A 25679-nucleotide genomic window follows, 5' to 3' on the forward strand; every position below is an offset into this window, starting at 1 on the left:
AAAGCGGTGGATCAAACGAGTGAGCGTTTGTGATCGAGCGAACGAGAGTTTGTGATCAAGCAAACGAGCATCTGTGGTCAAGTGAGTGAGCGTTTGAATATTAAAGTAAGTCAAAAAAGCCTTCAATGTCTGGTAATCTAAAGAAAAAGAAAAAGAAAAAGAAAAAGAAAAAGAAAAAGAAAAAGAAAAAGAAAAAGAAAAAGAAAATGAAAAAGAAAATGAAAATGAAAATGAAAAAGAAAAAGAAAAAGAAAATGAAAAAGAAAAAGAAAAAGAAAAAGAAAAAGAAAATGAAAATGAAAAAGAAAAAGGATATGCTTGAAAACAAACTCTATTTATTGGTTTTACTGTTTTGTTCTTTTGATTTTACCTGTGAGTTCTCCATTCCAGATACTTCATAAACTCCATGGCTATAAGTGTGGTCGAAGCCAGTGGAATTATCATTGCCCAGTCGGAAAGCGAGAGGGGAACAGTCCTGAAAGCCGTCTGCATAATAGGCACGTAAACCGCTGCAAGCTGCAGGAGTACAGTGCTCAGTACGGCATAGATAAGGGACCTGTTAGTAAAGATTCCCAGAGAGAAGACCGAATACCTCTCAGAACGCCAGTTAAAGGCGTTGAACATCAGGGAAATAACCACCAGGGTAAAGATCAGAGTCTGGATTTTTGGGAGGGAAACTCCATTATTGAGAGACTCATAAAGGACCCAGATAGACTGGATTGCAATCAAAGCTCCTAATCCAAGGCTTGCTGTAAGCATTTTCCTGGAAACGAGCCCTTCTTTTGCCTTAGTTGGTTTTTGCTTCATAAGCCCTCTGTCAGGAGCTTCCATGGAAAGCGCCATTGGAGGCAGGCCATCTGTTATAAGGTTGATCCACAGGATCTGGACCGCAATGACAGGCAGAGTATGCCAGGCAAGCACTCCTACAAGGACAATGATAACAAGGCCTATGTGACAGGTAAGACCGTAGGCAATAAAGTTTTTAATGTTTTTCAGGATATTCCGGCCCTCTTCGACTGCTGACACGATAGATGCAAAGTTGTCATCAGTCAGGATCATACTCGAAGCTTCCTTGCTGACGTCCGTGCCTGTAATGCCCATTGCAATGCCCATATCTGCGGCTTTCAGGGCAGGAGCATCATTTACCCCGTCTCCGGTCATTGCAACTATATATCCTTTTTTCTTTAGAGCCTCAACCACTCTCAGCTTATGCTCTGGATAAACCCTTGCATAGACCGAAACTTTCTCCACGATCTCCTCAAATTCCCTATCGCCAAGTGCCTCCAGTTCGGTACCTGTAAGGACAAGGTCTCCTTCCCGGAAAATCCCAAGTTCCCTTGCAATCGCAAAAGCCGTGGTCTTGTGGTCGCCTGTAATCATTATGGTTCGGATTCCTGCACTGGTACAGGTGGCAATTCCAACCTTTACTTCTTCTCTTGGTGGGTCACGCATACCCGTGAGCCCTGAGAAAACCATCTCTTTTTCAGCTTCCTCAGGAAGGATGTCTTCTGGGACCTTGCGGTAGGCAAATCCCATAACCCTGAGAGTCTGATTTGCCAGGTCGTTTACAACATTCAGGATTTCCTGCTTTCTTTCAGGGGTTAGCTTTTCCTCATGTTCTCCAAGGAAAATTTTCGTACAGGAAGCAAGAATGACCTCAGGAGCTCCTTTGGAATATGCATACAGTCCATCTTCGGAACTGTTCAGGGTAGTCATCATCTTCCTCTCGGAAGAAAAAGGAACTTCCCCTTTACGCTCGTGTTTCTCCTCAAGGGCTTTTTTCCAGATGCCTTCTTTAGCTGCTGCGACTACAAGAGCACCTTCGGTAGGGTCACCTGTGATATCCCAGACACCTTCGTTCTCAAACAGTCCTGCATCGTTACAGAGGGTTCCTGTAGCCAGTAGCCTGTGAAGGTGAATATCTTCAGAAACAGGTTTGTCTCCATTGAAAAAATTTCCTGTGGGTTTGTACCCTTCGCCTGTAACTTTTAAGAGGGTTCCGTTTACGTACACCTTTTCAACAGTCATCTTGTTCTGGGTAAGCGTCCCGGTCTTGTCGGTACAGATTATGTTAGTTGAGCCAAGTGTTTCTACCGATGGTAGTTTTCTTACAAGGGCATGCCTTTTTACCATTCTTCGGACACCAAGGGCAAGCCCGACTGTCACAACTGCAGGAAGAGCTTCCGGAATTGCCGCAACGGCAAGGGCAACTCCCCAGAGGAACATCTCAAAAGGATCAAAACCCTCTATGATTCCGAGTATAGCCACAAAAGCCACAACTATAAGGGTTGCAATCCCGAGCCAGCGCCCGAACTGGTCAAGTTTTTCCTGAAGGGGAGTTCTTTCCCTTTCAATTTCTTCAAGAAGCCCGGCCAGCTTTCCGAAAGCCGTGCTCATGCCCGTTGCCGTAATAACGGCTTTTCCCCTGCCGTAAGTGACCGAGGTTCCGGTATAAGCTATATTTTTCCTGTCAGGCTGCGGAGTTTCAGGAGGGAAAATCGCGGTGCTTTTTTCTACAGGAACGGATTCTCCGGTAAGGGAGGATTCGTCTATCTGCAAGGAGAGCGCTTCAAGCAATCTCGCATCAGCAGGAATCCTGTCTCCTGCTTGCAAAAGCAAAATATCGCCCGGGACAAGCAGGGAAGAAAGGACTTTTACCTCTTTCCCGTCCCTCAAAATCAGGGCTTCAGGACTGGTCAACGATTTCAAAAGTTTGATTGACTCTTCGGCCCTGTACTCCTGAACAAAACCGAGCACGCCTGCAAGGATTACAGTAAACAGGATAACAAAAGCGTCAACAAACTCCCCTAGAAAAGCGGAAACCAGTGCTGCAGCAATTAAAATAATAATCAGAAAACTCTTGAACTGGGAAAGAAAAAGTTTTACAACTGACGTCTTTTCTTCTTCTTTAAGTTCGTTTTTTCCGTATTTTTCAAGCCGTTTTTCCGCCTCTTCCGAACTCAGCCCTGTTTCTTCGGATGTGTTCAGAGTTTTTAGAACCGCATCTGCGGCTTCATCATAATACATCTAGTCTTTATCTCCAGTCAATCAGACAATCGCTTTAATTTTAAAGCGTCCATAACTTGCCAGTTCTAAATATAATATTCAAGGTAGTAATAATATTAATAGAATATAGAACTTGGGATGTAAAAAATTAATAATGATATTCATTTTCTGAGAACGTCCTTAAAGGTATCCTCTTCAAATTGTATGGGTAAAAGTAAATTTCATTTATTTATTTATTTATTTATTTATTTATTTATTAAAATTTTAAAAATCTGAGTAAGTCTGAATCACAATACCAAACAACGCATTAAACTTCATAACTGTATGATAAAATTGTTGCACATTTTTTTGAGTTGGAAAATTCTCCATTGAATTTGAAGAGGATACATTCTTTCAAAAAACAAACATTGGTTGCAAATATTGCTTTTCCCTCCAGCTACTCCATATAGAAGCACAACAGAATATTACTGAAAAATGACAAGAGAAGACTTAACGTCAATAAAATCATTCAAGAATGGTAAAGTATTGAAGGAAGATAAACCCGCTAGATGGAGACTACATATTTATAAAATAAGTAAAGAAAATCACTTTCCTGAATGTACTACTTCTCAGAATGTTGGAAGATGAGCAAAAAATAAGAAATGGGGCAAGTTTTAATTCATAATAAATTGGCAATTCCAATTAATATCATGATCGTTATTATTAACGCACCCATTATATCCCAGAAGTTTTCCCATAAATTAGTACGTGACATATTTCACCCCCTCAGAGTATAATGCGAAAATAATTAATAAAGTTAGTTGTTCCCGCCTGTTTTTTGAAAAGAGTTTTGAACCTGTATTTCCGCACAAATTAACCGCATTAGAGGAAATCGTTTATCGAGGTCCGTATACATTGTGTCTTCGGTTAAGTGAGGAATCATGACAAATTGCGTCAATTTTCTAAACATTTATTAAATATTGTAATAGATTCCAAAATGGAACATGGGGGATATGGTATCGATTTCATGTAAAAGGCAAAAGTTTAAAGACGGCTTCTAATGCAAAATCGATAGCTTTCAGGCAAGAAAAAAACCATGGTTAGGAAAACCTTACTACTCAAGGTATGACGAGATCAATAGTCAAAAAAGGATGGGTGAAAAGTACTTTCATTTCTTTGTGCCTGTTATTAAGAATATCATGTGTGTTTTGGTATTAATAATATTAAGGCATTAACACATTCCCAGAGCCATAAAGAGCTTCTTTAAATCCGCTTTTGACTTATCAACAAAAACCCCTCTCGTTCCCGAGATCATAACGGTCCAGTCTCCGCCGCTGTACATCCAGTTTTGCTGAGGTACCCAGTTCATCTTGTAGAGTTGCGTGTAAGCGCTGGCCAGAGCATCGAACATCAGGTTCACGGCTCCGCAGAATTTTGCAGTCATCTCGGCCATTTCTTTTGGCATTTCATCTCTTGACTTATACTCCACAAGCTTTCCTTCGGGACTGAAAATCCCGGCTGCCATTACCCCGTCAAACTTCAGAAGTTCATCTAACGATAAATTGCATTCCTGTACAATCATATACTAACCCCCAACTAAATTCAGTATATGCCAATCAGCTGTCTATGCCTGTGAACTTATACCGTGAATTGTTTGCTAAATCTCAGGATTTTCCTAAATTCCTGTTTTATCCTTTAAATTGCTTTTATATATATGCAGGCTTTTCCTCATGCCTCTGTGCATGACTCACTCAGTTCAGTGAATAATGTTCAGTTCAGCAAGATAGTAATTCCTTCAGGCCTGTTTTTTGCGTAAAGGAATAAGAAGGGATTGGCATGATATTATATAAAAATATCAAATTAAAAAAAGAAAATTGAAAATTTAATTTAAACCGACCCCCCTCAGATATCTTCAAAAAATAACATTTTTCTTGTTATAACTTTTGGAGAATAAATAGAAAATCTGCATATATTATCTCAAATTAAGCTTATCTCAAATTAAGCTTATCTCAAATCAAGCTTATCTCAAATTAAGCTTATCTCAAATTAAGCTTCGGGAAGAAAGGTAACGGAAGATTTCAACGGGGGCAAAAGGTCGAAATGCACGTTTGTTATTGTAATGTTATTGTAATTCCAATTAGAATTTGTTCATTTTGTTTTTGAGCTCATCCAAAACCAGATTTTCCCCAGGTTTGAACTCTTTCTGAAATCTGGCTGTTAAGAGTGAGAAGCTTATCATTTTTGCATTTTGTTTCATGTAATGTAAAGTTGTCTTCGAGAACCATAGTTTCTCTAATTAGCATATTGGAATATGAAACATTCAACACTTTTTTGTTGATTTTCTTGAGAACTCATCCTCTGCACTCCAAACTAAGAGCGAACAAAACTAAATTTTCCAGTATTCTCTAGCAGGAGGCAACAAGCAAATGCTCATCCAAATATATAACACTAAATATAATTAAATCACTATTTAATGTAAAAACGGAAATAACATAAACATCCCCAGGGAAAATCTGCAGGTTGACGGAGCTTATGATAAAAGCAGGTAGTTCTTTTTTTCACAATGGAAAGCGCTGTACTACTGGTGCGGTTATCTTACTCAAAGGATTACCTTACATGGTTACGGTTTCTCATATATTTCGGGGTGAAGGAGACAATCTGACAGTTGACGGAATGAAACTCGTTGTTACAAGAATTTTAAAAGGCTACGATATAGCCTTGATAAAGCTTCCCTCTGACACTGCGGTTGAGATCACGGAATTTGGCAGTCCGGCCGAGCTGGAGCTAGCTGTTCTTGTTAACGATACTCGCACTATTAATTACTGCAGGGTGGCTAATTCTGGAGCTTCCTTGCTTTTTCTGGGCTTCCAGTGCCATGATATGCCTGATCCTGAGGATAGCGGCACTCCTGTCCTGCAGGGAGAAAAGGTAATAGGAATGATGACCTCAACAACCCTGGATACATGCATGGGAATCGCGGTTTCATCGAAGATTCTACGCAGCCTGCAAAAAATAAAAAATTATTACTAGTAACAACTATAAAACTCCTTATTTTTTGATTTAAAGGCTTTAGATACTTTATTTTTCCGTGCTTTCTCTCTGAAACTGAATTGGCGGACAGCATGTTTAGGGTGAGGTGTTCGCCCGCAATTTGATTTTTTACTTTCTCATCAAGTACCCCAGGGCTTTTGAAGCTTCAAAAGTTGCTGCAAAAGTTGCTTTTTATCATATTTTTTAAATATCGACAAATTTGGAAAACTATTTATCAAGTAACTGTATCATAAGTTCAACAAGGAGATTTAGTAACTATGTTTGAGTTAAAAGTTGTTACCCATTTTGCAGCAGCCCATCAGCTTAAAATGGTGGCCAAAAAGTGTGAAAACCTGCACGGACACAACTGGAAGGTCGAAGTTTGTGTGGCTGGCGAAAAACTCAATGAAGCCGGAGTACTTGTGGACTTTGGAGAATTAAAACAGAATGTATCCGAAATCATGACAAGACTGGATCACAACTTTTTAAATGAGCTTGAATACTTTAATGACAGCAATCCACCATCTTCGGAAAACATTGCCCAGTACATAGCAACCTCCCTTCAAACCATGATACAGAATCCAGAAATCAGGGTTACCAGTGTCACAGCATGGGAATCGGAGAATGCCTGTGCAACATATTTAACGTAATTCTTTTAAAGGTCAGTCATCTAGTCATTATCTCTTTGGGCAGACGTATATTGAACTCTCAAATGGTTCTGAATCTGCGAACTCATTTCAGGATACAACAATAATATCTGCTATACAATATAACTTTGAATCGGCGCTACTGGTTGTATTCATGTTCTCTGCAGATAAAACGCTATTGGAAACCCTATTATTGTTGGGATCCAAAAAGAAAATACCCTGTAGCTGAGTACAACAACAACTGCAATTGAACCAGGCACTCCCAGGCCTGTATAGAGAGCAGCCATAGAACTCTCCACAACGCCTATTCCTCCTGGCAGGAGAAAAGCTATTTTTCCTAAGAGAATAGGGAGCCCATACCCAACGACCAGGATCTCAAACCCTACAGGAAACCCTGCGGCTATAAAGAAGAAATAAAGGGTCAGCATATCAAAACTCGTAAAAATCACAGCCCCAAGAAGCGGGCGCTCCCAGCCTCCATTGCTTAAAGTTTCAAGGGCTGCAAAAATTCGGCTTACTGAAGCCTGAGTTGGAGCAGGCGTGTAGGATTTATGCAAGAGCCGAGCAAAGTAAGCTGCTATTCTGACAACAATAAGTGTGAAAGCTGTCCTGTTTTTTAATCCCCAGTGTACTGCTGCAAAGCCCAGGCCAAGTAAGGTGAGGATTAGAATAAAGGCAAAAAACTGCACTGAAGAAAGGCTATGGGCTATCAGAAGATGGAGAATTCCAGATATAGCCAGTACTGTCAAGATCGTATTGTTGAAGATAGTGGGCAGGGTACCAGCAAGCCCAGCTCCTTCGGCACTAATACCATATTTCCGTGCCCATCGATAAGTCGCTGCAGCATTTCCGAAAGGACCCCCTGCCAGCATGCCTATACTTGAAGCTGCAAGCGTTATTATAGATCCTTTTAATATCGGGATTGTCTGTTTTACTCTTGCTACAATGGAATTCATAAGAAAACCCGCTCCCAGGTAACTGACAACCTGGCCAAGGGCAGCCAGTAGCACAGCCCACGGAATCATTGTTTTGATAACATGCGCAGACGTTTCAACCGAAGCAAGCTGCGGAAGAATAAGGTTAACAGCAAGCCCTATAAGGATAAGCGTTGGAAAGTAGCGGCCTACTTTTAAGACCAGGGGTGGGGGAGATAGCAGACTTCTGTGGACATTGTTCTCGCTTTTATTCCCTGATTTACCTTCGATCCAGCCTGTACTCATTTAAAATCCTCAATACTATACGTTCTCATTCGAAAATTTTATCCCACAAACTATCAGACACATTTTATACGGCTATACATCTGGGCAGTCACTTATTTATAATTTATTTAATACTGTAATTATATTTATCTTTTTCAAATAAGTATAATCAAGTAAAATTTCACAGCCTTTAATTATTATTAGGGAGAATTATTTCCCATGACAGAGACTGTATATCTTCTTTTTCCCATTATTTATGCTCTTATTAATGCAGCTTCGTATGCCCTGTATGGAATTGATAAATTTAAAGCAAGAAGGGATAAATGGAGAATTTCAGAACAGAGCCTGTTGATAGTTTCTTTCTTTGGACCAATCGGTGCACTCCTTGGAATGCAGCAATTCAGGCACAAAACCCAGAAGCCGATTTTCAGATTCCTGGTGCCTGCATTTGCAGGAATTCACATCCTGTTAGTGCTCTGGATCAATCTCTAAAATTGAAGAGATCTCTCTATGTTGTTAGTAATTTCTTTGTCCCCTTGATTAAAGGAAAATAAAGAAAAGTCCGAAAAAGTAAAACTGGCTCTTCTTTGTTTTGTGTGGATATCCTCATAATGTCTTCATAAAAACCAATGCGGTCTCGAATTGAAAATCGTCTTATCCACAGGGAATGACGAAGAGCCGAAAAACTGAAGTGAGGCTCTGCCAAAATTGATAAAAATGCTCTAAAATCTAAAAAATATATTAAAATCAAGTATTTTGGCATAAAATTACTTTTTAAGCCTTTAAAATAATACTTCAAAATATCTTTGAATACGCGTTAAGTTCAAAAATTGATATAATATTACATTTACTTTCAAAATTAGAATTTATTGCAATTTATTTTTATAACTTGCATAAAAACATAAATATTTATTATGTTTTGAAAGCTCAAATAAAGTTTATTTCCTAATTAATAAGCTATTTATTACTCCAACTCCAACTTTAGATAAAAACAAAGAATTAAACGGATTTTAAGTAATTATTATATAAATTTTTAAAGAAATAAGCTATTTTATTAAATATTAGCGGAAATAAAGGGATTATGTGAAAAATGGCAAAACCTCAAGTAAAAAGAAAACTGAAGTAAAAGAAAACTGAAGTAAAAGAAAACTGAAGTAAAAAAAAACTGAAGTAAAAGAAAACTTAAGTATATGACAGGAAGACTTATGGAACAATCTTTCTGGCTTCGATATAATACCTCTTCTCGTTTTCTTTTCCAAGGGAAAATGATTTTCTTGGAAGAACCCCCTTCTTTCTAATTAGAGAAAAGAAATCGCTCTTTTTTAATGGGGGCAGGAAGAAGCCGATATTGCCCTGTTTTTTTCCAAGTTTTTCCACGACTTCAGGATCATGTTCATATTCGATTGAATAATTACCAATTATCTCGTCAAGGGTTTCGACCTCAAGATCGTAAACGGGATTATCAAAAATCAGCACATCAGACCTATCTTTTGTAATAAACCCTATTGAATGTCCTGCAGACGGGAAATCGGCATTTGAGGGAGAGGTACTGGTTTCTTCGATCCTTGCATTGAATTTTTTGAGCAGTTCTTCAGGCTCAATTCCGCTTACGACCCTGTGAATAGGTTCAAAGGAAAGCCCTGGGTCGTGAACATTTACAAGCTCGACCATTGCATACCTTGCAGGATGATCGTCCGGTGCGGTCCCTTTAATTTGTTCCCAAAAGCTCTTTGCAGCAGCAAGGCTGTGGTTTCCATCGCCGACAAGAAGGGTTCCCAGGTTAAGGATTTTTTCCGAAATTTCTTTAATTATCTTTTCATTACTGATCCTGTAACCCTTGATGTGGCCGCCGTTTTCCATCAGATCAAAATCATAAACCTTGTTATCTTCACAAACAAAGTCATCAGGGTTTCCGGGGATAACCGAGAAATAAGGATCATCATATAACACTAAGATATGCGATAGTTCCAGTTCTGCGTTTTCCCTTATCCTGACTCTTGCAGGAAGCCTTTCTTTAATAGTGCCTTCCGTTGGTTTGATAAACGAATCGGATCCGTTAAACTGGTATTCTTCCAGGTCTATTGCAGCAACAAGTCCTGTTCTTTCCTTACCTGAGACCAAACGCCTTACGAGAATAAAACAGGGGCCCTGGTCAACGAGAAGTTTTTTGTAGTTACTTATGGTTTTATGAATCTTATTTACTCGATTTTCATCTAGCGGAAGATATATTTCCGGATAAATTAAATTTAAAGTAGAAGGGATATCTCCAATAAATTCTTCAACTCTTTTCCAGTATTCCGGATCCTGAGTGTGCTGATCACAGGCAATCACTGCCCACTTTTCCCAATTATCTTTAGGAAGAAGAATGCGTGGAACATGTAAAACCATGGTATGTTAAAAAAAGAGAGAGAATATAAAGATTTCTAAATTCCTTTTTTGAGTAGATTTCCAAATTTCCTTTTTGAGTGCACAGCTCTAAGAAAAAATAAGTTTATAAAAGTGAATTCATAAAAGTGAATTCATAAAAGTGAGCTTACAAAAAAGTTTATTTTACTGTGTCGTATCCGGCATTTTTCCATGCAGTCATGCTGCCAAGCACATTATATACATTATTATAACCATGCTTTTTCAAGATCGAAGCTGCTATATTGGAACGCCTGGAACTGTCACAATAAACAATTACCTGAGAGTCCTTTGAGACCTTATCCAGATTTTCTTCAAGCTCTCCAACGTATATATTTTTGGCTCCCTGGATGTGCCCTTCATCCCATTCCTTCTTCTTCCTCACATCCAGTAGTGTCATCTCCTCTTGCTTCTCCAGTTTATTCTTCAGATCGTGGACCGATATAAAACTAAGTCCGTCTGCAGGTAAGGCTTTCATATACCAGGCTGAAATTCCGCCATTCAAAAAACCCGCTATATTATCATAACCCAGACGGACCAGATACCTTACAGCGGTTTCAAGCTGCTCTTTTTCCTCCAGCACGAGGATTATGGGTTTATTATAAGGAAGAAACCAGCCAGCAAATGAAGGTACTCCTCCGAGCCAGATGCTATAGGAGTTTCTTATATGCGCTCCTCCAAAAGAGTGAGGCATGCGCGTATCAACGACCACTGCCCCTTTTTCCATTTCCTTCCTGAAATCCACGGGTGAAAGCGGCTTCGGAACTGGCAGGTCCTGCAGCAGAGGAGGTCCTTGCAGGTTGTACTGCTCCATTTTCTTGAAGTAAGGAGGAAAATCAAGCTGCTCTTCAAGTTTGAACTTGATAAATTCTTCCCTGTTTGTTTTTTGCAGAGCATGATTCTGTACACGCTCAAGTCCAAGCGTACTGTAGTCACGTTTGGCGATAGCTCCCCCACAAACCGAGCCTGCACCATGCGCAGGACATAGTATTACTCCATCTCCCAGGGGAAGGATTTTATTAAATATGCTTTCATAGAGGTTTGCTGCCAGCCCTGGAGCTTTCTCTGGGCCATAGAGATCGGTCCTCCCGGTATCGCCTACAAACAGGGCATCTCCTGTAAAAACCATTACTGGCTCTTTTCCTGTATCAAGGTCGGTCAGGACGTAGGACATACTCTCATCGGTATGGCCCGGAGTGTGTAAAGCCGTCAATCTCATTGAGCCGAAATCGACCTTCTGACCTTCATTCACGTAGTTCCCGTATTTGAAATCTACTCCATGACCATGATAAATCTCTGCATTTGTAAGTTTCTTCAGTTCCAGGGAACCAATTACATAGTCTTCATTTCTGTGGGTTTCAAAAATATATTTTATATTCATACCCTCTCTTCTGGCAAGCTCGGCATAGACATGACAGTCTCTTCGAGGGTCGATAACTATGGCTTCATTTTCCGAACCAATGAAATAGGAAAGATGAGCCAGACCTTCAGATTTAATGCGTTCAAATTTCAAGCTAAGCCCCCTCAGCTCTATATTATGTTTTATGAAATAAATTTCTGCCTGTTGCAGATTTCTCTTTATCTAATTATATAACCGTATATTTCTATTTTGGCTCTTCGTTGTTTTGTGTGGATATCCTCATAATATTCTCATAAAAACCAATGCGATCTTAATTGAAAATCATCTTATCCGTAGGAATGACGAAGAGCTCATATTTATGAAAAAAACATACTCATATCTTTATGAAAAATATAACCTTTCATATAGGTATACAGAAAGTAAAATTCCAATGTAATATACAAATATAATGGCAAAAGGAAATCTAAATCTAAATCTAAATATAAATACAAATATAAAAAGTAAGTAAAAATCTATTTGTAAAAATATAAAATGTGAAAAATTAAAGAGCAGCAGCAGAACCTGAAATAACTAAAAACCAGTCCTGTCAGCTTCTCTTAACTTTTTCCATTTCAAACCTCATTTTCTGTTTTTTTGTTTGGGTTTTTACTCTGACTCCCCGACAGTTATTGAATAGTCAAAATTGTTTGTGTTTTTCGGGAGAATTGTAAGTTCCCATGTTCCAATTGCTCCGGCTGCTCTATACGTTTCGGTATATTTCCTGCTGCCACTCTGATAGCTTGAACTAGTTTCCGTTGCCCATATTGGGAAGATGTATCCTTGAGAGTATACGGCACTACTATCAACGGTTTTTACAAGGGATAGATTAACAGGGTTGGAATTGCATGTCAGGTTTATTTCAAAACCTGGTTCCTCCTTTTCAGGGGAGATACGTACAGATGCACCCTGGTCAGAAGTTTCAGCCGAAACTTCAATTGTTATCGGGTCGGCCGTTGTGGTATTAAAGGTTTTTACATAAGGGACTTTAGGCTGTTTATCAACCGTAAAGCTCAGGCTAATTTGTGGGACGGATCCGTCATTCTCTTTCCCATCAGCATTCATTTCGATGTAAGCATCATAACTCCCGCTCGCACTCTCTGGGACTGGTACCCTGATGGTCATATTAGCAATTTCACCGGCTTTTATGGTTGAAGGTGCGGAGATCTCTATTATATCATCACTAAAAGCGGATTCGTCAAATGAATAGTCATATATTTCGTATCTCATTACCTTCGGATCGATAGTAACATCTTTCCCTGCTACATTTTTAATTTTTATGGCGTATATATATTCCTGTCCAGGCTCAACGGTGTCAGAAACATAACTTGTCTGAAGTTCAAGTTTCGGATTGACAGGGACTGAGACCCAAAGGTGCATTGCATTGACATACCTAGGGTATATATATTCTTCATCTGATGTAGAATCACTATATCCTTCAGCAGAGATAGAATCACTATACCCTTCAGTAGAAACAGAATCACTATACCCTTCATCTGATGTAGAATCACTATATCCTTCAGCAGTTTCCTGGATATATACAGGAGCATCGTATTCTTCTGGATAAGTATCATTTGTGAAGGCTATCTGGGCTTCATACTCTCCACCTTCCGCATCCTCGGGAACACTTACATCAATGGTAAAGTTCTGCTCTACGCCAGGGCTTAAAGTTACGTTTTCAGGTGAAATCGTAATCCAGCTTTCGTTTACAACATCATAGTAATCGTTAGATGGAGCTACAACTTTCGGGGTTATGTCAAGTGTTTCATTACCTTCGTTCCTGAAGCTGACATTGAAAGTTTCACTTTTTCCCTGCATGAGATATATCGAATAATAGTTTGGTTTTATATCATGTACGGTGTAATTGCCGTAAGCCTCTTCCAGTCCGGGAACTATATTACTTTCGTAAGTTCCGTTCTCGTAGGTAACTGTTCCGTTAAGCTCTTCTGTCTGAGCAAACGCAACTGGTAATAATATCAGGCAAAGCAATAAACTAAAAAACTTGGATGCTGCCTTCAATGCTGTACTTTTACTCATGTTTCTGGCTCCTTTCTTCTGGTGAGGAATTATACATTTCTAATCGATACACTCAGGTTCTCCAATCTCCTGCAAACCAGCAGTATAAGACTCCTGTGCCGTAAATCTATAATTTTTAATTTATCAGAGGGGATGAACATTTTTTATAATGTATATAATTTCATTATATGTCCCCCTATAAAGTATTTATGGAACTTGCAAATATTTATGAAAATTACAATGGAGCTCGCAAATCTGCACTGAGTTTGTTTCTCAAAAACTTTGAATTTTAACTCAGAAGAGACTTTTTATTATTTTCTGGTCTCTTCAGATTTACTTTAAATCGTGCAAAACAATAAAATTTTAATTTTATTAAAATAAATTCTTTTTTATGACAAAAGGAAACAAATCAATCAATAAGTCAATGGTAAAAACGGTATTTGAAGGCAACATAACTTCAATAAACTGTATTTTTGCACTGGAAAATGGGTAGGATTTTCACCATTGATGAGGTGAGATTTCAGTATGGATAAATAAAGTGCGAATAGAAAATTCAATTTAAATTTGAATGAAATTCTATTGTTCGTTTGAAATTGGAGAGGAACCAGAATAAATTAAAAAGACTCTACTCCCGAGACGAAACTCGGGTAATTCAGCCATCTTGAGCAAGAGAAATTAGAAAAAAGGAACCGTACTCTGAGACGGAACTTGGATAATTCAACCATCTTGAGCAAGCGAAATCAGAAAAAAGGGCCCCTCCTCCCGAGACGGGAGGACTAGAGCACCGGGACTTGAATAATGAATTGGCTGGATCAGATTGCTGGTTCGGTATCCAGCTCTTCGGAAGAAGTGGAAAGGCGTTTTTCTTCGATCATTTGCATGAGCCTGTTCATTACGTCTTCAATTCCTTCTCCGGTAACTGTGGAAATATTAAATTCCACTTCATCCAGTTTCTTAAACTCGGACCTGTCAGCCTTGTTTGAGACCACAAGCAGGGGAAGTTTGAAGTTCTCTCGAATTTCTGCAAGCAGGTGTTTCTGAGCTTCGATTTCGTATCCACAGCTTTCACTGGGATCAATCATAAACATCACAACCGCGTCGAGGTAATGAATCGCGGTAATTGCCTGCTTTTCGATATCGTTTCTCTCGGACATCGGGCGGTCAAGAAGTCCTGGAGTATCCATAACCTGATAACGCACACCGTCCTGCATGAAATGCCCGATTGTTACGCCTTTTGTCGTAAATGGATATGGAGCGATTTCAGGGCTTGCACCTGTAATTTTTGAGACGAAACTCGACTTTCCTACATTCGGGTAGCCAGCAATTACAATTGTGGGCTCATCCTGCACATCAGGAAGTTTCCGCAAGATGTTTCGGGCTTCGTTCAGGAAGAGAAGATCCTTGTTAATTGACTTGATAATCGAAGCAAGCCTTCCAAATGCTTCTTTCCGGATAGGCTCCGGGAGATCTGAATTTCTAATTTTTCCAACATAGCTTCTTGAAATCTCATGAATTTTCCTGCTGGCCCAGTCCGCGGATGCAAGGGACATCTTGAGTTTTTCTACGCCTACAAGGATGTCTGTGAGTTCATAATAAAATCTAGGTAATTGTTCGAAACTTGGGAATCGCCTTACTATGTTTGCAAGATTATCCGTCAGAATGTTTGCAGCTGTCAGCAGCATGGATTCATTGGCCCTTAATCGGCTTTCCCTGCTATCTATGGTTTTCCCGGACATAGCTCGCGCTGACCGTTTAAAGGCTTTATTGATTAATTCCTCGGAAGTAGGGACGGTATGAATTTTCTCAAAGATCATTATGTTCTAACCCTCTGGGGACTCTGCTAAGTTATATAAACGTTATTATAGACGAAGTATTTTTAGCAAAATAAATTCGCAAGCGAGAGTCTCACAGAGATTCCTGAAGGCGATTCCCTGAGAGAAAATTTATTGCTCGGCTTTGAATTTATAATCATAAAATCTGGTGATAAACTGATCTAAAATGAAAAACCAGGTAAATATTTAAAGCAGAACCGGACTGTATTTATATTTGTAACATTAATTTGTAATAAGATTTATAATCATTAATTATGGTAAATATATGCGTCAGCTTACATTATCTATTTATCGATTTTGTACATCATTCTTATAAAGGTATATGAAACTAATGGTGGTAATATGGAACTTACTCCGATTCAAAAAGATATTATTATTGCATTAATCAACCTTCAGCGGCAAAAGGACCGGGCAATAAAGGGAGAAGAAATAGCCGAGGTAATCAAGCGTAATCCTGGAACTATCCGCAATCAGATGCAATTGTTAAAGGCCCTTGGTCTTGTAGAGGGAGTACCAGGGCCAAAAGGAGGCTATAAGCCCACAGGGGCAGCATATGACGCATTAAGAATCCAACAACTGAAAAATGAGTCCGTAGTTCCCCTTTACAGGAACAATGCGTTAGTTAGTGGAGCTACAGCTGCCGATATTAGTTTTACTACGGTTAGGAGTCCGGATGCCTGTAGTGGAGTCGTCCGCGTAATTGGAAACACAAAAGATTTCATAATGGACGATAAGCTCCAGGTAGGCCCCACGCCTGTAAACCGTCTGATAATCCGTGGAGAAGTTACAGGAAGAGATGACACTAACAATTCAATTCTGTTCAACATTACGGAAATGATCTCACTTCCTAAAAAACATGTCAAACACTATATGAAGTATCCCCCTTTGCTTGTAAATCTCAATGCAAGTATCCAGGAAGCAACGAGGCTTTTTATCCGGAATAACGTTCATGGAGCTCCTGTAGAAGATAAAGGAAAAATCATAGGAATCGTTACCTACACCGATATTGCCCATGCTATTGCTCAGGGAAAACCCAATGTAAAAGTCAAAGATATCATGACAAAAGAACTTATCACGGTTGATGGTGATATGCAGCTCTACGACGTTGTAAAACTCTTTCATAAGTATAACGTAGGCAGGCTCATCGTAACCATTAATGGAGTGCCCAAAGGCACACTGTCAAAAACCGATGTTTTGAATGAACTGGCAGTATATTGAAAAATTAAGGTTTTTTGTGGCCCTTTAAATGAAAAGAAATGCACATGAAATTCTTATAATCACAGGCACAAAGAAATGAAAGTGCTTGAAAGAACTTTCATGCCAAATAAGTTAGTAAAGGTTATTACAGGTTAGTAAAAGTTAGTAAAAGTTCGTAAAAGTTAATGAAATTCATTAGAAGATAGTAGAAGGTAGTAGAATAGTGTAGTAGAAGGTAGTAGAATAGCTGGAAAACTCGATGTATATAAAATATCGAATTATCCGGGTTCTCAAACCAGGAGGTAAAAACCTCCAGGTCTTCAATCCCTTTTCATGCTTTCATGTCGGGCACTGAGCTCGGCTGCGATTTCATCAAGGGTAACATTATTTGCCGCAAGCATTACCAGAAGATGAAAAATAAGGTCTGAACTTTCAGAAACGATCTCTGCATGATTTTCATTCCTGACTGCGAGGATTGTTTCAATTGATTCCTCGCCTACTTTTTCAAGAATCTTGTTCATACCTTTACGATGGTTCAAAAGCTTGCAGACATATGAGCGCTCGTCATAGTTCTGTTTTCGGTCCAGTATGATTTCATATACCCTGTTTAAGATTGATAGGTCAGCATCCGGCATTTTAACACCTGTTTAATTAACACGGACAAACATTTTTAAAAATTCAAACAGAGAAAAAATATCCAAAAAAGTAAATACAGGAAATTTTCAAACTTTCCTTGGATCAGTGATTTCTCCGGTAAGGGCTGATGCTCCTGCAGTCGCAGGGGAAGACAGATATACAAAAGATTCGGGACTTCCTTCTCTGCCCTTAAAGTTACGATTCGAGGTTGCAAGGCCCACTTCTCTTGCGCCAAGCAAGCCGAAAGAGCCACCCATACAGGGTCCGCAGCACGGTGATTCTACGATTGCACCTGCATTCATGAGCTTTTCTATATACCCGGCTTTCAAGAGTTTCAGGTACTCAGTTCTTGAAGCAGGAACTACAAGCAGACGAACACCCCTGGCTACTGGCTCATCGCCCATGATATCAGCCATGATTTTAATGTCTTCGAATCTGCCGTTCGTGCAGGAACCCACAAATATCTGGTCAAGTTTCGTACCCTCTACCTCGGTTACGGGTTTTACATTATCCACATGGTGAGGGCAGGCTACCTGGGGTTCCAGGTCAGATACGTCGTAGTGCTTAACTCCCACATATTTTGCATCTTCATCGGATTTCCAATATGGATCGAACTCATAATACATAATCCGCTCTTTGAGGTAGTTTGCAGTTATTTCATCAGCTTCGATGATTCCTGCCTTCCCACCCATCTCGATTGCCATATTGGACATAGTCATACGTTCGGGAATCGAGAGAGAGTGAATTGTTGAACCTCCAAACTCGGCTGCCATATACCTGGCCCCTTCTACTCCTACGTCGCCTATCAGGTGGAGGATAAGATCTTTGGAGTAAACACGATCTGGCAGGTTGCCTTCCACCTCAAAGCGGAAAGTCTCAGGTACCCTGAACCAGAGTTTGCCAGTAGCAAAAACGGCTGCCATATCCGTAGACCCTATACCTGTAGAAAACGCACCGAGTGCACCATAAGCACATGTATGCGAATCCGAGCCAACGATAAGGTCTCCTGGCAGGACATGCCCTTTCTCGGGAAGAACCTGATGGCAAACTCCTTCGTATACATCATAATTTAAAATGCCCTGTTCTTCAGCAAATTCTCGGAGCATAATATGATTTGCGGTGGCGTTGATGGAGTCCGCAGGAACCTGATGATCAAATATGATCACTATTTTCTTTGGATCCCATACGTTCTTCTCTTCTTTGCCCTTCATAATCTCATAGAAGCCTTTGACTGCTAGCGGACCTGTAATGTCGTGAGTCATTGCGAGGTCTATATTTGCCAGTACGAAATCCCCGGCTTTTACGGGACTTCCGGAGGCTTTCGAAAAGATCTTTTCCGAAACGGTCATCGGACAACTTTCATTACCAGACATCCCGGTCATGGGGAATAACTGGCTCTTTCTAATAAATAAATTTAATTGATGATACAGGTCGAGAAAAACTAAAAAATCTTTCAAGCTTATGTAAAAACGGAGTTTTCTAACACAAGAGCATTTTAACTGGTAAAATTTGAAGGTCTGCCAATTTTTGCTCTTAACCACTAATTTCGGTGCTTCCTTTGCTGTCGTGAACTATAAAGGTAAATGTGCCATTTTCCAGGCTCTTTTTTGCAAGCTTGAGGCCCTGTTCACCTCTTCTGAAATCCACAAAATTCTCATACAGGTCAAGCGTATCCCCAAGTTCCGAAATATATCTGAAAAGAAGATTCTCTGCCATTTTTCGGCTATCTTCTATAGAAATAGGGGATCCAAGACCTTCACATTCGCAGGTCTGTAATTTCAGCTCTTCGATATAAAAAGGATAAGTGCTGCAGAGCATAGGGCGCACGGGATAGATCCGGCATTTGTACGTGTCTCTTTCAAGAAAAATACAATCTCCGTTCCTCTTCCGCCTGAGAATCCATCCAAAGGCATGTACCTTGCCCTCACAATCGATATAATCTTCAAAATATTCAAGACGGTCAGGAGAAAAAGACTCTTCGTTTTCTTCCAATGCCTCGAATGAAGTTTCCGGACGTTCTTCTTCAGATTCCTCTTCCCCATCCGGGATAGAGTCCTCAGTCACAAACGGTCCTGCAACTTCCAGTTTTGAGAGGTCGGTATATTCCCGGATTCTTTCAATTTCGGAAGGAATCACCGCTACTCTGTTGTCCCCGAAAGCCCGCCTGCAGCATTTTCCACAATGCTGGCAGGAGAATCCGATTTTCTGGATTTCGGATGCAAGCTTTTCGGAGTCAAGTTTGCGAGCCATTTCTATTTCTTTCTTGAGATCGACAATAAGAAGTTGCTGATAACTTGTTTTTTCGAACTCCGGCTTATTGTCTGTGCTGGAAGCTTCCATGCAAATACTCGTGCCCTGCTGGTACATCAAATTAACGCAAACTGCAATTGACGCCAGGAATATTTGGAAATCTCATCCTGAAGAACCTTTACCTTACTGACAACGGACCATAATAAGAAACTATATATCAGGGAACCCAGTTTAAACTTAAGTTTATATGTGGCAGACATTACTCAAAAAGTTTGAAAAATATCCTGCACAGGCAAAAGTGCTTAAGTTGCTCTTTGAACGCGGGTTTCAGGTAAATGAAGAAGGGAAGGTCACCTCCGGGAGTATTGAGATCGCGCATACCCAGCTTGCAAAAGAAGCAGGCGTTGACCGGAGAGTAGTCGACGCAACTACAAAGACCATTATTTCAGACGAGCTTCTGAGCAGAATTTTTAAAAATGTTCATTCCATCCCCTTCCTCAGAGACGTAGCTCCTTCTCTTGGCCTGGGAGTAATCATTATTATCCCGGAAGATGCCGCTGACGTGGGCATCCTTGCGGAGGTTGCAGGCCTGATTTCAGGAAGCAAGGTAAGCATCCGCCAGGCTGTCTCGGATGACCCATATCTAACTGATAACCCAAGACTTACAATCATTACCGACAAGAAAGTTCCTGGAGAACTCGTGGACAAAATCCTGGAACTGCCCTCAGTCAAAGGAGTAAGCATTTACTGAACCTTCTACCAGAAAGTAGGATACCATAACAAAATGGAAGCGAGATTGGAAACTCCACTTAAGAGACTGTTTTTTCAATTGAAATTGAGAAAAGTTCTTTCCTTGAGTTTACTGTGAATATCAATTGTGGATATCGATTGTGAATATCGATTGTGAATATCGATTGTGAATATCAACTGTGAATATCAATTGTGAATATCAACTGTGAATATCAACTGTGAACATTAACTTATTTTTTTCCCCTTCTAAATACGGAAAGTCCCAGAGCTATTCCAAGGAATCCAAGAAACATAGCATGCGTAGAAATATTTCTTACTTTACTTATGGATGCTGAGTCTTCTATAAAATTTTTAACAGAATCCGCAAGTCTGAGGATTTTGTACTCTACCGATGGTTCCACATCTGCAAGCGTCCGGGTTCCAGTAAAGTACATAACAAAGTTCTCAACAGGCTCAAGACTTTTCCGGTTCAGAAATTCCTCGGCACTCATACTCTCGTTTCTGCGGCTTGAGCCTGAATCTCCAGTATCTTTTGGATTAACAATGTATGCGGCATCTTCCGGAATAACAGTATTTTCGGCAGATGACTTGTTTGTCTGGTTCAGTACCTGAATAACAACGCAGGCTGAAGAACTGCCATTATCATTTCTTGCCGTAAGGGAAACGGTGTAATTTCCCGGGCAGCAGAAAGTATGTTTTGGTCCCGGGCAACAAGACTTCTTCCCATCCCCAAAGTTCCAGGAAAGCGAATCAGCATTTCCAGAAAAATCATAAAACTGAATGGTAAGCGGAACGTACCCGGTTGTCACATTGGCACCGAATTTAGCCTCAGGAAGTATTGGAACTGAGGGGTCAAGAGCTTTTAAAACATTTATGGTCACATTAGTAGAGTCGCTGCCATTCTCGTTCGTGACATTCAGGATAACCTTATTATTACCCTCAGTGACAAAAGTATGTAAAAAATTAGACGAGTTCGAAACCTCCTGGTCTCCAAGTCTCCACAACAGCGAGCTGGCGTTTTCTGAGATATCTGTAAACTCGACCGTAAGAGGCGCGTATCCTACTGTCACGTTGGAAGTAAAAATTGCTTCTGGCATCACGGGAAGTTCAGGAGTGAAATTCATCAACGGCCTGTAGTCCATATTCTTTGTGAGGCGATTTACGGCATATTCAGTATCGCCAATACCGTCTGAGTCCACATCCTGACCTGTATAATCACTCCAGCAGTTGCCCGAGGTCCGGTTCCAGGTATTGAGTTTATCGTCCCTGGCATTATTCGTATTATTAAAGAAATTATTGTATATCGTGTTGCCTGAAGAGGTAAGCAACTTGATGCCACAATCGGCGTTTGAAGTTACTGAGTTATTGCTCAGGGTGTTATTTTCTGACTTAGACAGACAGATCCCGATTTTGTTCTCCGATATAATGTTGTTATTTATGATACAGTTTTGAGCACCATTCAGGTAAATTCCACATTTACTGTTGGTTACTGAGAAACCGCTGATTGTCACATTGCTGGCAACTACTTTGAATACGTCACTCTCTTTATCCATTCCGGTAATAACTGTATTGTAAGGAGTTTTTGAGTCCGAGATTATTGTTAGGTTATCCTGATTGATTTGAACGCTTTCATTATATTCTCCGGGCATCACAAAGATAGTATCGCCTGGCAAGGCATTATCTACTGCTTCCTGAATTGATTCTCTTGGGGAAACATAAATATTTTCTGCTGCGCAGGTTTCTGAAATAGGAACCAAAACCAGAAATATTGTAAATAAGCAGACTCGCCTGAGAGTTCGAATTTTTGTCATATTAACCCACACTTCAATCCAGGAATTTACAGAATTATTTTTTAAAAGGATACATATAAAATTGTTGATTAAAAAAAATATTGAAAAATAGAAATTTTAATTAAAAGCTTTTAAAAAAACTTATTTGGAAAAATGAGGCTTTCCAGATTTTTGTGTTCAAACAACCACGTAACTAAAATTCTATAGTTAGATGTAAAATTAAAATCTTGTATAAACTTTCTCTAATTTATGAATTTAGATTACAGGGTCAGGTGTGAACTACCCCTTCCTAAACTCTTCGCAAAGCTCAGAGTTTTGAGGAAGGGGTTTCTTGGTTCATTCATGTCAATGGTTTTTGTTCTAACAAATTTGATGAGATTTGTAGAAGGCCAGGGGGAATTTGAGATGAAATGGCTTAAAAACTGGTCATTGGAACGCTTACAACAGTAGATTGCTATTTTACTCGTATCTTGTAATGTAGAATGATTCTATAAAGAAACAATATAAAGAAACAAATTCGAAGTTTTCGGCTCTTCGTTTTTTTGTGTGGCTATCCTCATAATGTCTTCATAAAAACCAATGCGATCTCGAATTGAAAATCATCATATCCACAGGGAATAACTAAGAGCCTCATTCTGTCCATGTAAGGATATTCTAATTTTATCATTTCCTCACCTGCTGACAGTAGAATATTCGAAGATTAATAAAATGTATAAATTTTTATATTATTAAGTCAGAATAAGGAAATGGGTTTCCGGATATACAAATACCTGATGCCATCTGTGCTTACTGAAAATTTAATTTAGCCTTCAGACTACCAGAACCTACAACTGTCTTTACATAAAATTCAGTGAATGAATTAACATACTGATAAAATAGGGAGTAAAAAGACATGGTAGCAAAAATTAATCCCGAATCCTGCGCTAGTTGTGGAAGCTGTATAGGCGAATGTCCTGCATGTGCAATTTCCCTCAATGACGATGATGTTTCATTTGTGATTGAAGATAAATGCAATGACTGCGGCGTATGTTTAGATGTATGCGTACATGGGGCAATTACCATCATATAAAACTCTAAAAACTTATATGAATGCGTGGGCTACTCTAAAAACAAGCCAAGATCAAGTTGTCGAAGTTAATATATTAACCAACCTGAATGAGAAAATCCTGAAAATTTTCGAGCTTTTTGCTGTGTTTTCTTCCAGGATCTTTTGCAAGCTCCTCTATGCCGTGAATAACACACTGATGAAGAAACTCAACAAGTTCAGGAATGAACCGATAGTACCAGTTGCTGTCGCTTAGGGTTTTATTTGCTTCTTTTTCATATCTCTTTTCAAACCGGTAAGTGTACGCTGCAAGGTCCAGAGGGTTCATTGCCTGCAACGCTAAAAACAAAAACTATCTTTCGTCGGGAAAGTACCCGGATTTTTGCCCTTTTGAAATGATGAGGTAAATAAATAATCCAAGAGACAAGAAAGTTATTGTGTAATATATTGATTTATCTGCATATTTACTTATAAAGTGTTTTGTGGTCAGTATTATCATGTCATGCCAGAGATATATAGACAGGCTATGCACTCCGATAGGTTGTAACAATCTTATTTTTTTAACTTTTAGTTTAACAACATAATTTAATAAGTATTGGGCTAGCGAGATGTTTAATACGATAAAAGATCCTGCCACAACTATCGCAGGCAGTTTGTCAAAAAAATTGAATATATAAATGCAACCGGTAAAAGCCGCAACGGGTAGTATGTGCATTCCACCGAGTTTATTTTGATATTTATTTCCAATATGGCCCAGATAAAAGAATAGGAAATATGCGTAAGTCCTCATATCTCCCAGGTAGTATAAAGGATTAGGTTGATTAGGGCCGGAAATTGGATATTTCCCCAAAAAGAAAAAATAGAGCCACCATAGGGATATGAGGGAACTACCAAGCAGAATGAACCAGTTGGGGGTATGTAGCTTATATGTTATCCACAATATAATTATCATTATAAATAAGGATAAGACATACCATAAATGGAAATACGGCCGAAAAAAAATGTCAATAAGTGTGTTGAATGAAACTGTTCCTGTAATAACAATGTATGTAATTGAAGCAAATAGCCAAGGAGTGAGCATCCTATACTGATATTTTTTATATAGTTTTTTGATAGATACTTGTTTGATCCATTCTTTACGGATTAGAAACCCTGAGACCGATAAAAATAATGGAATGTGACAACCATAGATTATATACCTTACAATGTTGTTGTTCAGGCTGCCGGTGAGAACATGACCGATAATAACAATAATTACAAGAATTCCTTTGAGGATATCTATCCCAGAATAATGCTCTTTAACTGTTATTGTAGGCTCGGCAACCATTTATATATTATCTCCATGTGATCTTATGTATCCTCTTCAAATTGAGCGGAAAGATAGGCCGCAATTCTACCGGCTTCAAGAACCTTCTTCCTGGTAGTTTTTCTACCATGCAAAAAAATACAATCAAGTTTTTGACGCATTTCCTCGTCACTGAATATTTTGTTTTTAAAGAAGAGAGCTTTTCCAGTCAGCTTTTAGAAACATTAAATGTTTTCATCATATCAAATGCTTCAGCATTAAAGCAGTACGTTTTTTCTTTTCCACACAAAAGCACATCTAAAATGGTTTTCCGGTCCTTATCTGGAACTGTAAAATAAGCAGTATAATGAGGATTACAAAGAATCTGAGTATAATAATTGATACCATTGACTCTTGCACCTGTATCATCAATCTGCTGATAAGGCGTAGTTTTAAGACCTTCCAGAAAAATCTCGGTTTTCTCCTGATAAAAGAGATCAATATCTTTTGTCAAGATTCGAGAAATAGTGGCTTTATATATATGAACACCAATATTTTCCAGGAATTCATGTATTTTTGGCTCTGAAACATTAGCAACATGATTAAGAGTTATTATAAGAGACTTGATCCTGGGACCAAATTCACCCTTGATACCTTGTGGTAATTTTCCTGCATATGTTTTGTGCTCAGAAGGAGAATTAAAAATCTCTATCCTGCAGTTGGTGTTTACAGGCTTTATTGATACATCCTGAATTGTTATGTCTCTATAACCTTCAAGATACGCATCACTTGGTAAAATGGATCTATCAACGTTACATGTTTCAGTTTGATGAACCTCTATTTTGTCCAGTTTAGATTTAGACTCTTTATCCTATGTAAGTTTTATATTTTCTCTCTCTTTTTCAGAAGAAATGTCTTCATTCTTTTTGAGCCACGAATCTTAGGTTTGGCTTTTTCACCTTTGAGTAAGTTGATTTCATCTCGAAGCTTCTGGACCTCTGTCTTGAAGAACTCAATTTCTTCATTCTGGGTTTCAATGATAGCAAACAAAATGCGAAAAGCTTTGGCATATCTTTCATCTTTAATTTCATCAAGGTTGATATCCAGTGAAGCAAGCAATTGTTTTAAAGCTTCGAGTTCCATTTTTGTACTCCATAAGATGATAAGGGAAAATAGAACAACTATTATATTTTTGATGCGGTTGAAAACATGTTATTG

22 protein-coding genes and 3 pseudogenes are annotated in these 25679 nt (G+C 39.1%); 8 read left to right on the forward strand and 17 right to left on the reverse strand.

Features of this window, described 5'->3' with window-relative positions:
• Positions 1-224 precede the first annotated feature (224 nt).
• Positions 225-401, forward strand: a complete 177-nt coding sequence (locus tag MSKOL_RS19845) for a hypothetical protein (protein WP_156150978.1) — start codon at positions 225-227, stop codon at positions 399-401.
• On the opposite strand, the gene MSKOL_RS05790 is transcribed toward MSKOL_RS19845, so the two are convergent.
• On the reverse strand, positions 367-3027 hold the full coding sequence (locus tag MSKOL_RS05790) for a calcium-transporting P-type ATPase, PMR1-type (RefSeq protein ID WP_048154289.1): 2661 nt from the start codon (positions 3025-3027) through the stop codon (positions 367-369). The genes MSKOL_RS19845 and MSKOL_RS05790 overlap by 35 nt on opposite strands.
• 378 nt (positions 3028-3405) lie before the next feature.
• On the opposite strand from MSKOL_RS05790, the pseudogene MSKOL_RS20960 reads away from it, so the two are divergent.
• A pseudogene (locus MSKOL_RS20960) lies at positions 3406-3633 on the forward strand (hypothetical protein); the annotation flags it as partial.
• A gap of 583 nt (positions 3634-4216) precedes the next feature.
• Here the strand turns inward: MSKOL_RS20960 and MSKOL_RS05795 are convergent.
• Positions 4217-4567 (reverse strand): DUF2173 family protein, encoded by a 351-nt coding sequence (locus MSKOL_RS05795; protein ID WP_048119253.1) that lies wholly within the window; start codon positions 4565-4567, stop codon positions 4217-4219.
• A gap of 583 nt (positions 4568-5150) precedes the next feature.
• Positions 5151-5288, reverse strand: a complete 138-nt coding sequence (locus tag MSKOL_RS20965) for a hypothetical protein (RefSeq protein WP_231592472.1) — start codon at positions 5286-5288, stop codon at positions 5151-5153.
• A gap of 217 nt (positions 5289-5505) precedes the next feature.
• Between MSKOL_RS20965 and MSKOL_RS05800 the strand changes: the two genes are divergently transcribed.
• The gene (locus tag MSKOL_RS05800; RefSeq protein WP_231592474.1) at positions 5506-6015 is read left to right on the forward strand and encodes a serine protease; all 510 of its coding nucleotides are present in this window, start codon (positions 5506-5508) and stop codon (positions 6013-6015) included.
• A 278-nt stretch (positions 6016-6293) separates the two neighbouring features.
• Positions 6294-6665, forward strand: a complete 372-nt coding sequence (gene queD, locus MSKOL_RS05805; protein ID WP_048119255.1) for a 6-carboxytetrahydropterin synthase QueD — start codon at positions 6294-6296, stop codon at positions 6663-6665.
• Positions 6666-6814: 149 nt separating this feature from the next.
• Here queD and MSKOL_RS05810 read toward each other — a convergent pair whose 3' ends face one another.
• On the reverse strand, positions 6815-7882 hold the full coding sequence (locus tag MSKOL_RS05810; RefSeq protein ID WP_048154292.1) for a YbhN family protein: 1068 nt from the start codon (positions 7880-7882) through the stop codon (positions 6815-6817).
• 198 nt (positions 7883-8080) lie between these two features.
• Here MSKOL_RS05810 and MSKOL_RS05815 point away from each other — a divergent pair, with 198 nt between their 5' ends.
• The gene (locus tag MSKOL_RS05815; RefSeq protein ID WP_048154295.1) at positions 8081-8353 is read left to right on the forward strand and encodes a DUF1294 domain-containing protein; all 273 of its coding nucleotides are present in this window, start codon (positions 8081-8083) and stop codon (positions 8351-8353) included.
• A 711-nt stretch (positions 8354-9064) separates the two neighbouring features.
• Here MSKOL_RS05815 and MSKOL_RS05820 read toward each other — a convergent pair.
• The 4 genes from MSKOL_RS05820 to MSKOL_RS05835 all read right to left on the reverse strand — a co-directional run bounded on the left by MSKOL_RS05820 (position 9065) and on the right by MSKOL_RS05835 (position 15490).
• The gene (locus MSKOL_RS05820) at positions 9065-10249 is read right to left on the reverse strand and encodes a DUF1015 domain-containing protein (protein ID WP_048154298.1); all 1185 of its coding nucleotides are present in this window, start codon (positions 10247-10249) and stop codon (positions 9065-9067) included.
• A 157-nt stretch (positions 10250-10406) separates the two neighbouring features.
• A complete protein-coding gene (locus MSKOL_RS05825) occupies positions 10407-11777 on the reverse strand; it encodes a rhodanese-like domain-containing protein (protein WP_048154301.1) in 1371 nt (456 codons plus the stop codon).
• 492 nt (positions 11778-12269) lie between these two features.
• The gene (locus tag MSKOL_RS18680) at positions 12270-13697 is read right to left on the reverse strand and encodes a hypothetical protein (RefSeq protein WP_052725357.1); all 1428 of its coding nucleotides are present in this window, start codon (positions 13695-13697) and stop codon (positions 12270-12272) included.
• Positions 13698-14488: 791 nt separating this feature from the next.
• Positions 14489-15490: an NOG1 family protein gene (locus MSKOL_RS05835; protein ID WP_197078842.1), complete on the reverse strand. Its 1002-nt coding sequence runs from the start codon at positions 15488-15490 to the stop codon at positions 14489-14491.
• 360 nt (positions 15491-15850) lie between these two features.
• On the opposite strand from MSKOL_RS05835, the gene MSKOL_RS05840 reads away from it, so the two are divergent.
• Positions 15851-16726 (forward strand): CBS domain-containing protein, encoded by an 876-nt coding sequence (locus tag MSKOL_RS05840; protein ID WP_048119272.1) that lies wholly within the window; start codon positions 15851-15853, stop codon positions 16724-16726.
• 299 nt (positions 16727-17025) lie between these two features.
• Here the strand turns inward: MSKOL_RS05840 and hisE are convergent, their stop codons facing one another.
• The 3 genes from hisE to MSKOL_RS05855 all read right to left on the reverse strand — a co-directional run bounded on the left by hisE (position 17026) and on the right by MSKOL_RS05855 (position 19681).
• Positions 17026-17340, reverse strand: a complete 315-nt coding sequence (hisE, locus tag MSKOL_RS05845; protein WP_048119275.1) for a phosphoribosyl-ATP diphosphatase — start codon at positions 17338-17340, stop codon at positions 17026-17028.
• An 87-nt stretch (positions 17341-17427) separates the two neighbouring features.
• Positions 17428-18714, reverse strand: a complete 1287-nt coding sequence (locus MSKOL_RS05850; protein WP_231592619.1) for a 3-isopropylmalate dehydratase large subunit — start codon at positions 18712-18714, stop codon at positions 17428-17430.
• Positions 18715-18874: 160 nt separating this feature from the next.
• Positions 18875-19681: a YkgJ family cysteine cluster protein gene (locus tag MSKOL_RS05855; protein ID WP_048154307.1), complete on the reverse strand. Its 807-nt coding sequence runs from the start codon at positions 19679-19681 to the stop codon at positions 18875-18877.
• Between the two features lie 157 nt (positions 19682-19838).
• Here MSKOL_RS05855 and MSKOL_RS05860 point away from each other — a divergent pair, with 157 nt between their 5' ends.
• Positions 19839-20342 (forward strand): amino acid-binding protein, encoded by a 504-nt coding sequence (locus MSKOL_RS05860; RefSeq protein ID WP_048119286.1) that lies wholly within the window; start codon positions 19839-19841, stop codon positions 20340-20342.
• Between the two features lie 229 nt (positions 20343-20571).
• Here MSKOL_RS05860 and MSKOL_RS05865 read toward each other — a convergent pair whose 3' ends face one another.
• Both MSKOL_RS05865 and MSKOL_RS21575 read right to left on the reverse strand, forming a co-directional pair.
• Positions 20572-22152 (reverse strand): PKD domain-containing protein, encoded by a 1581-nt coding sequence (locus tag MSKOL_RS05865; RefSeq protein WP_052725358.1) that lies wholly within the window; start codon positions 22150-22152, stop codon positions 20572-20574.
• A 317-nt stretch (positions 22153-22469) separates the two neighbouring features.
• Positions 22470-22589, reverse strand: a pseudogene (locus MSKOL_RS21575) (IS701 family transposase); the annotation flags it as partial.
• A gap of 434 nt (positions 22590-23023) precedes the next feature.
• Between MSKOL_RS21575 and MSKOL_RS19165 the strand changes: the two are divergent.
• Complete coding sequence (locus MSKOL_RS19165; protein ID WP_082091042.1) at positions 23024-23200, forward strand: 4Fe-4S binding protein; 177 nt, start codon at positions 23024-23026, stop codon at positions 23198-23200.
• Between the two features lie 82 nt (positions 23201-23282).
• Here the strand turns inward: MSKOL_RS19165 and MSKOL_RS05870 are convergent.
• The 4 genes and pseudogenes from MSKOL_RS05870 to MSKOL_RS05885 form a co-directional block, all read right to left on the reverse strand.
• Positions 23283-23488 (reverse strand): annotated as a pseudogene (locus MSKOL_RS05870) (IS4 family transposase); the annotation flags it as partial.
• 40 nt (positions 23489-23528) lie between these two features.
• Positions 23529-24503, reverse strand: a complete 975-nt coding sequence (locus tag MSKOL_RS05875; protein ID WP_048154310.1) for an acyltransferase family protein — start codon at positions 24501-24503, stop codon at positions 23529-23531.
• Between the two features lie 187 nt (positions 24504-24690).
• Positions 24691-24975, reverse strand: a complete 285-nt coding sequence (locus tag MSKOL_RS05880) for a hypothetical protein (protein ID WP_082091043.1) — start codon at positions 24973-24975, stop codon at positions 24691-24693.
• 368 nt (positions 24976-25343) lie between these two features.
• Positions 25344-25604, reverse strand: coding sequence for a hypothetical protein (locus tag MSKOL_RS05885; RefSeq protein ID WP_048154317.1), 261 nt, complete (start codon positions 25602-25604; stop codon positions 25344-25346).
• Positions 25605-25679 lie beyond the last annotated feature (75 nt).

The sequence above is a fragment of the Methanosarcina sp. Kolksee genome (assembly GCF_000969945.1).
Lineage (GTDB): Archaea > Halobacteriota > Methanosarcinia > Methanosarcinales > Methanosarcinaceae > Methanosarcina > Methanosarcina vacuolata.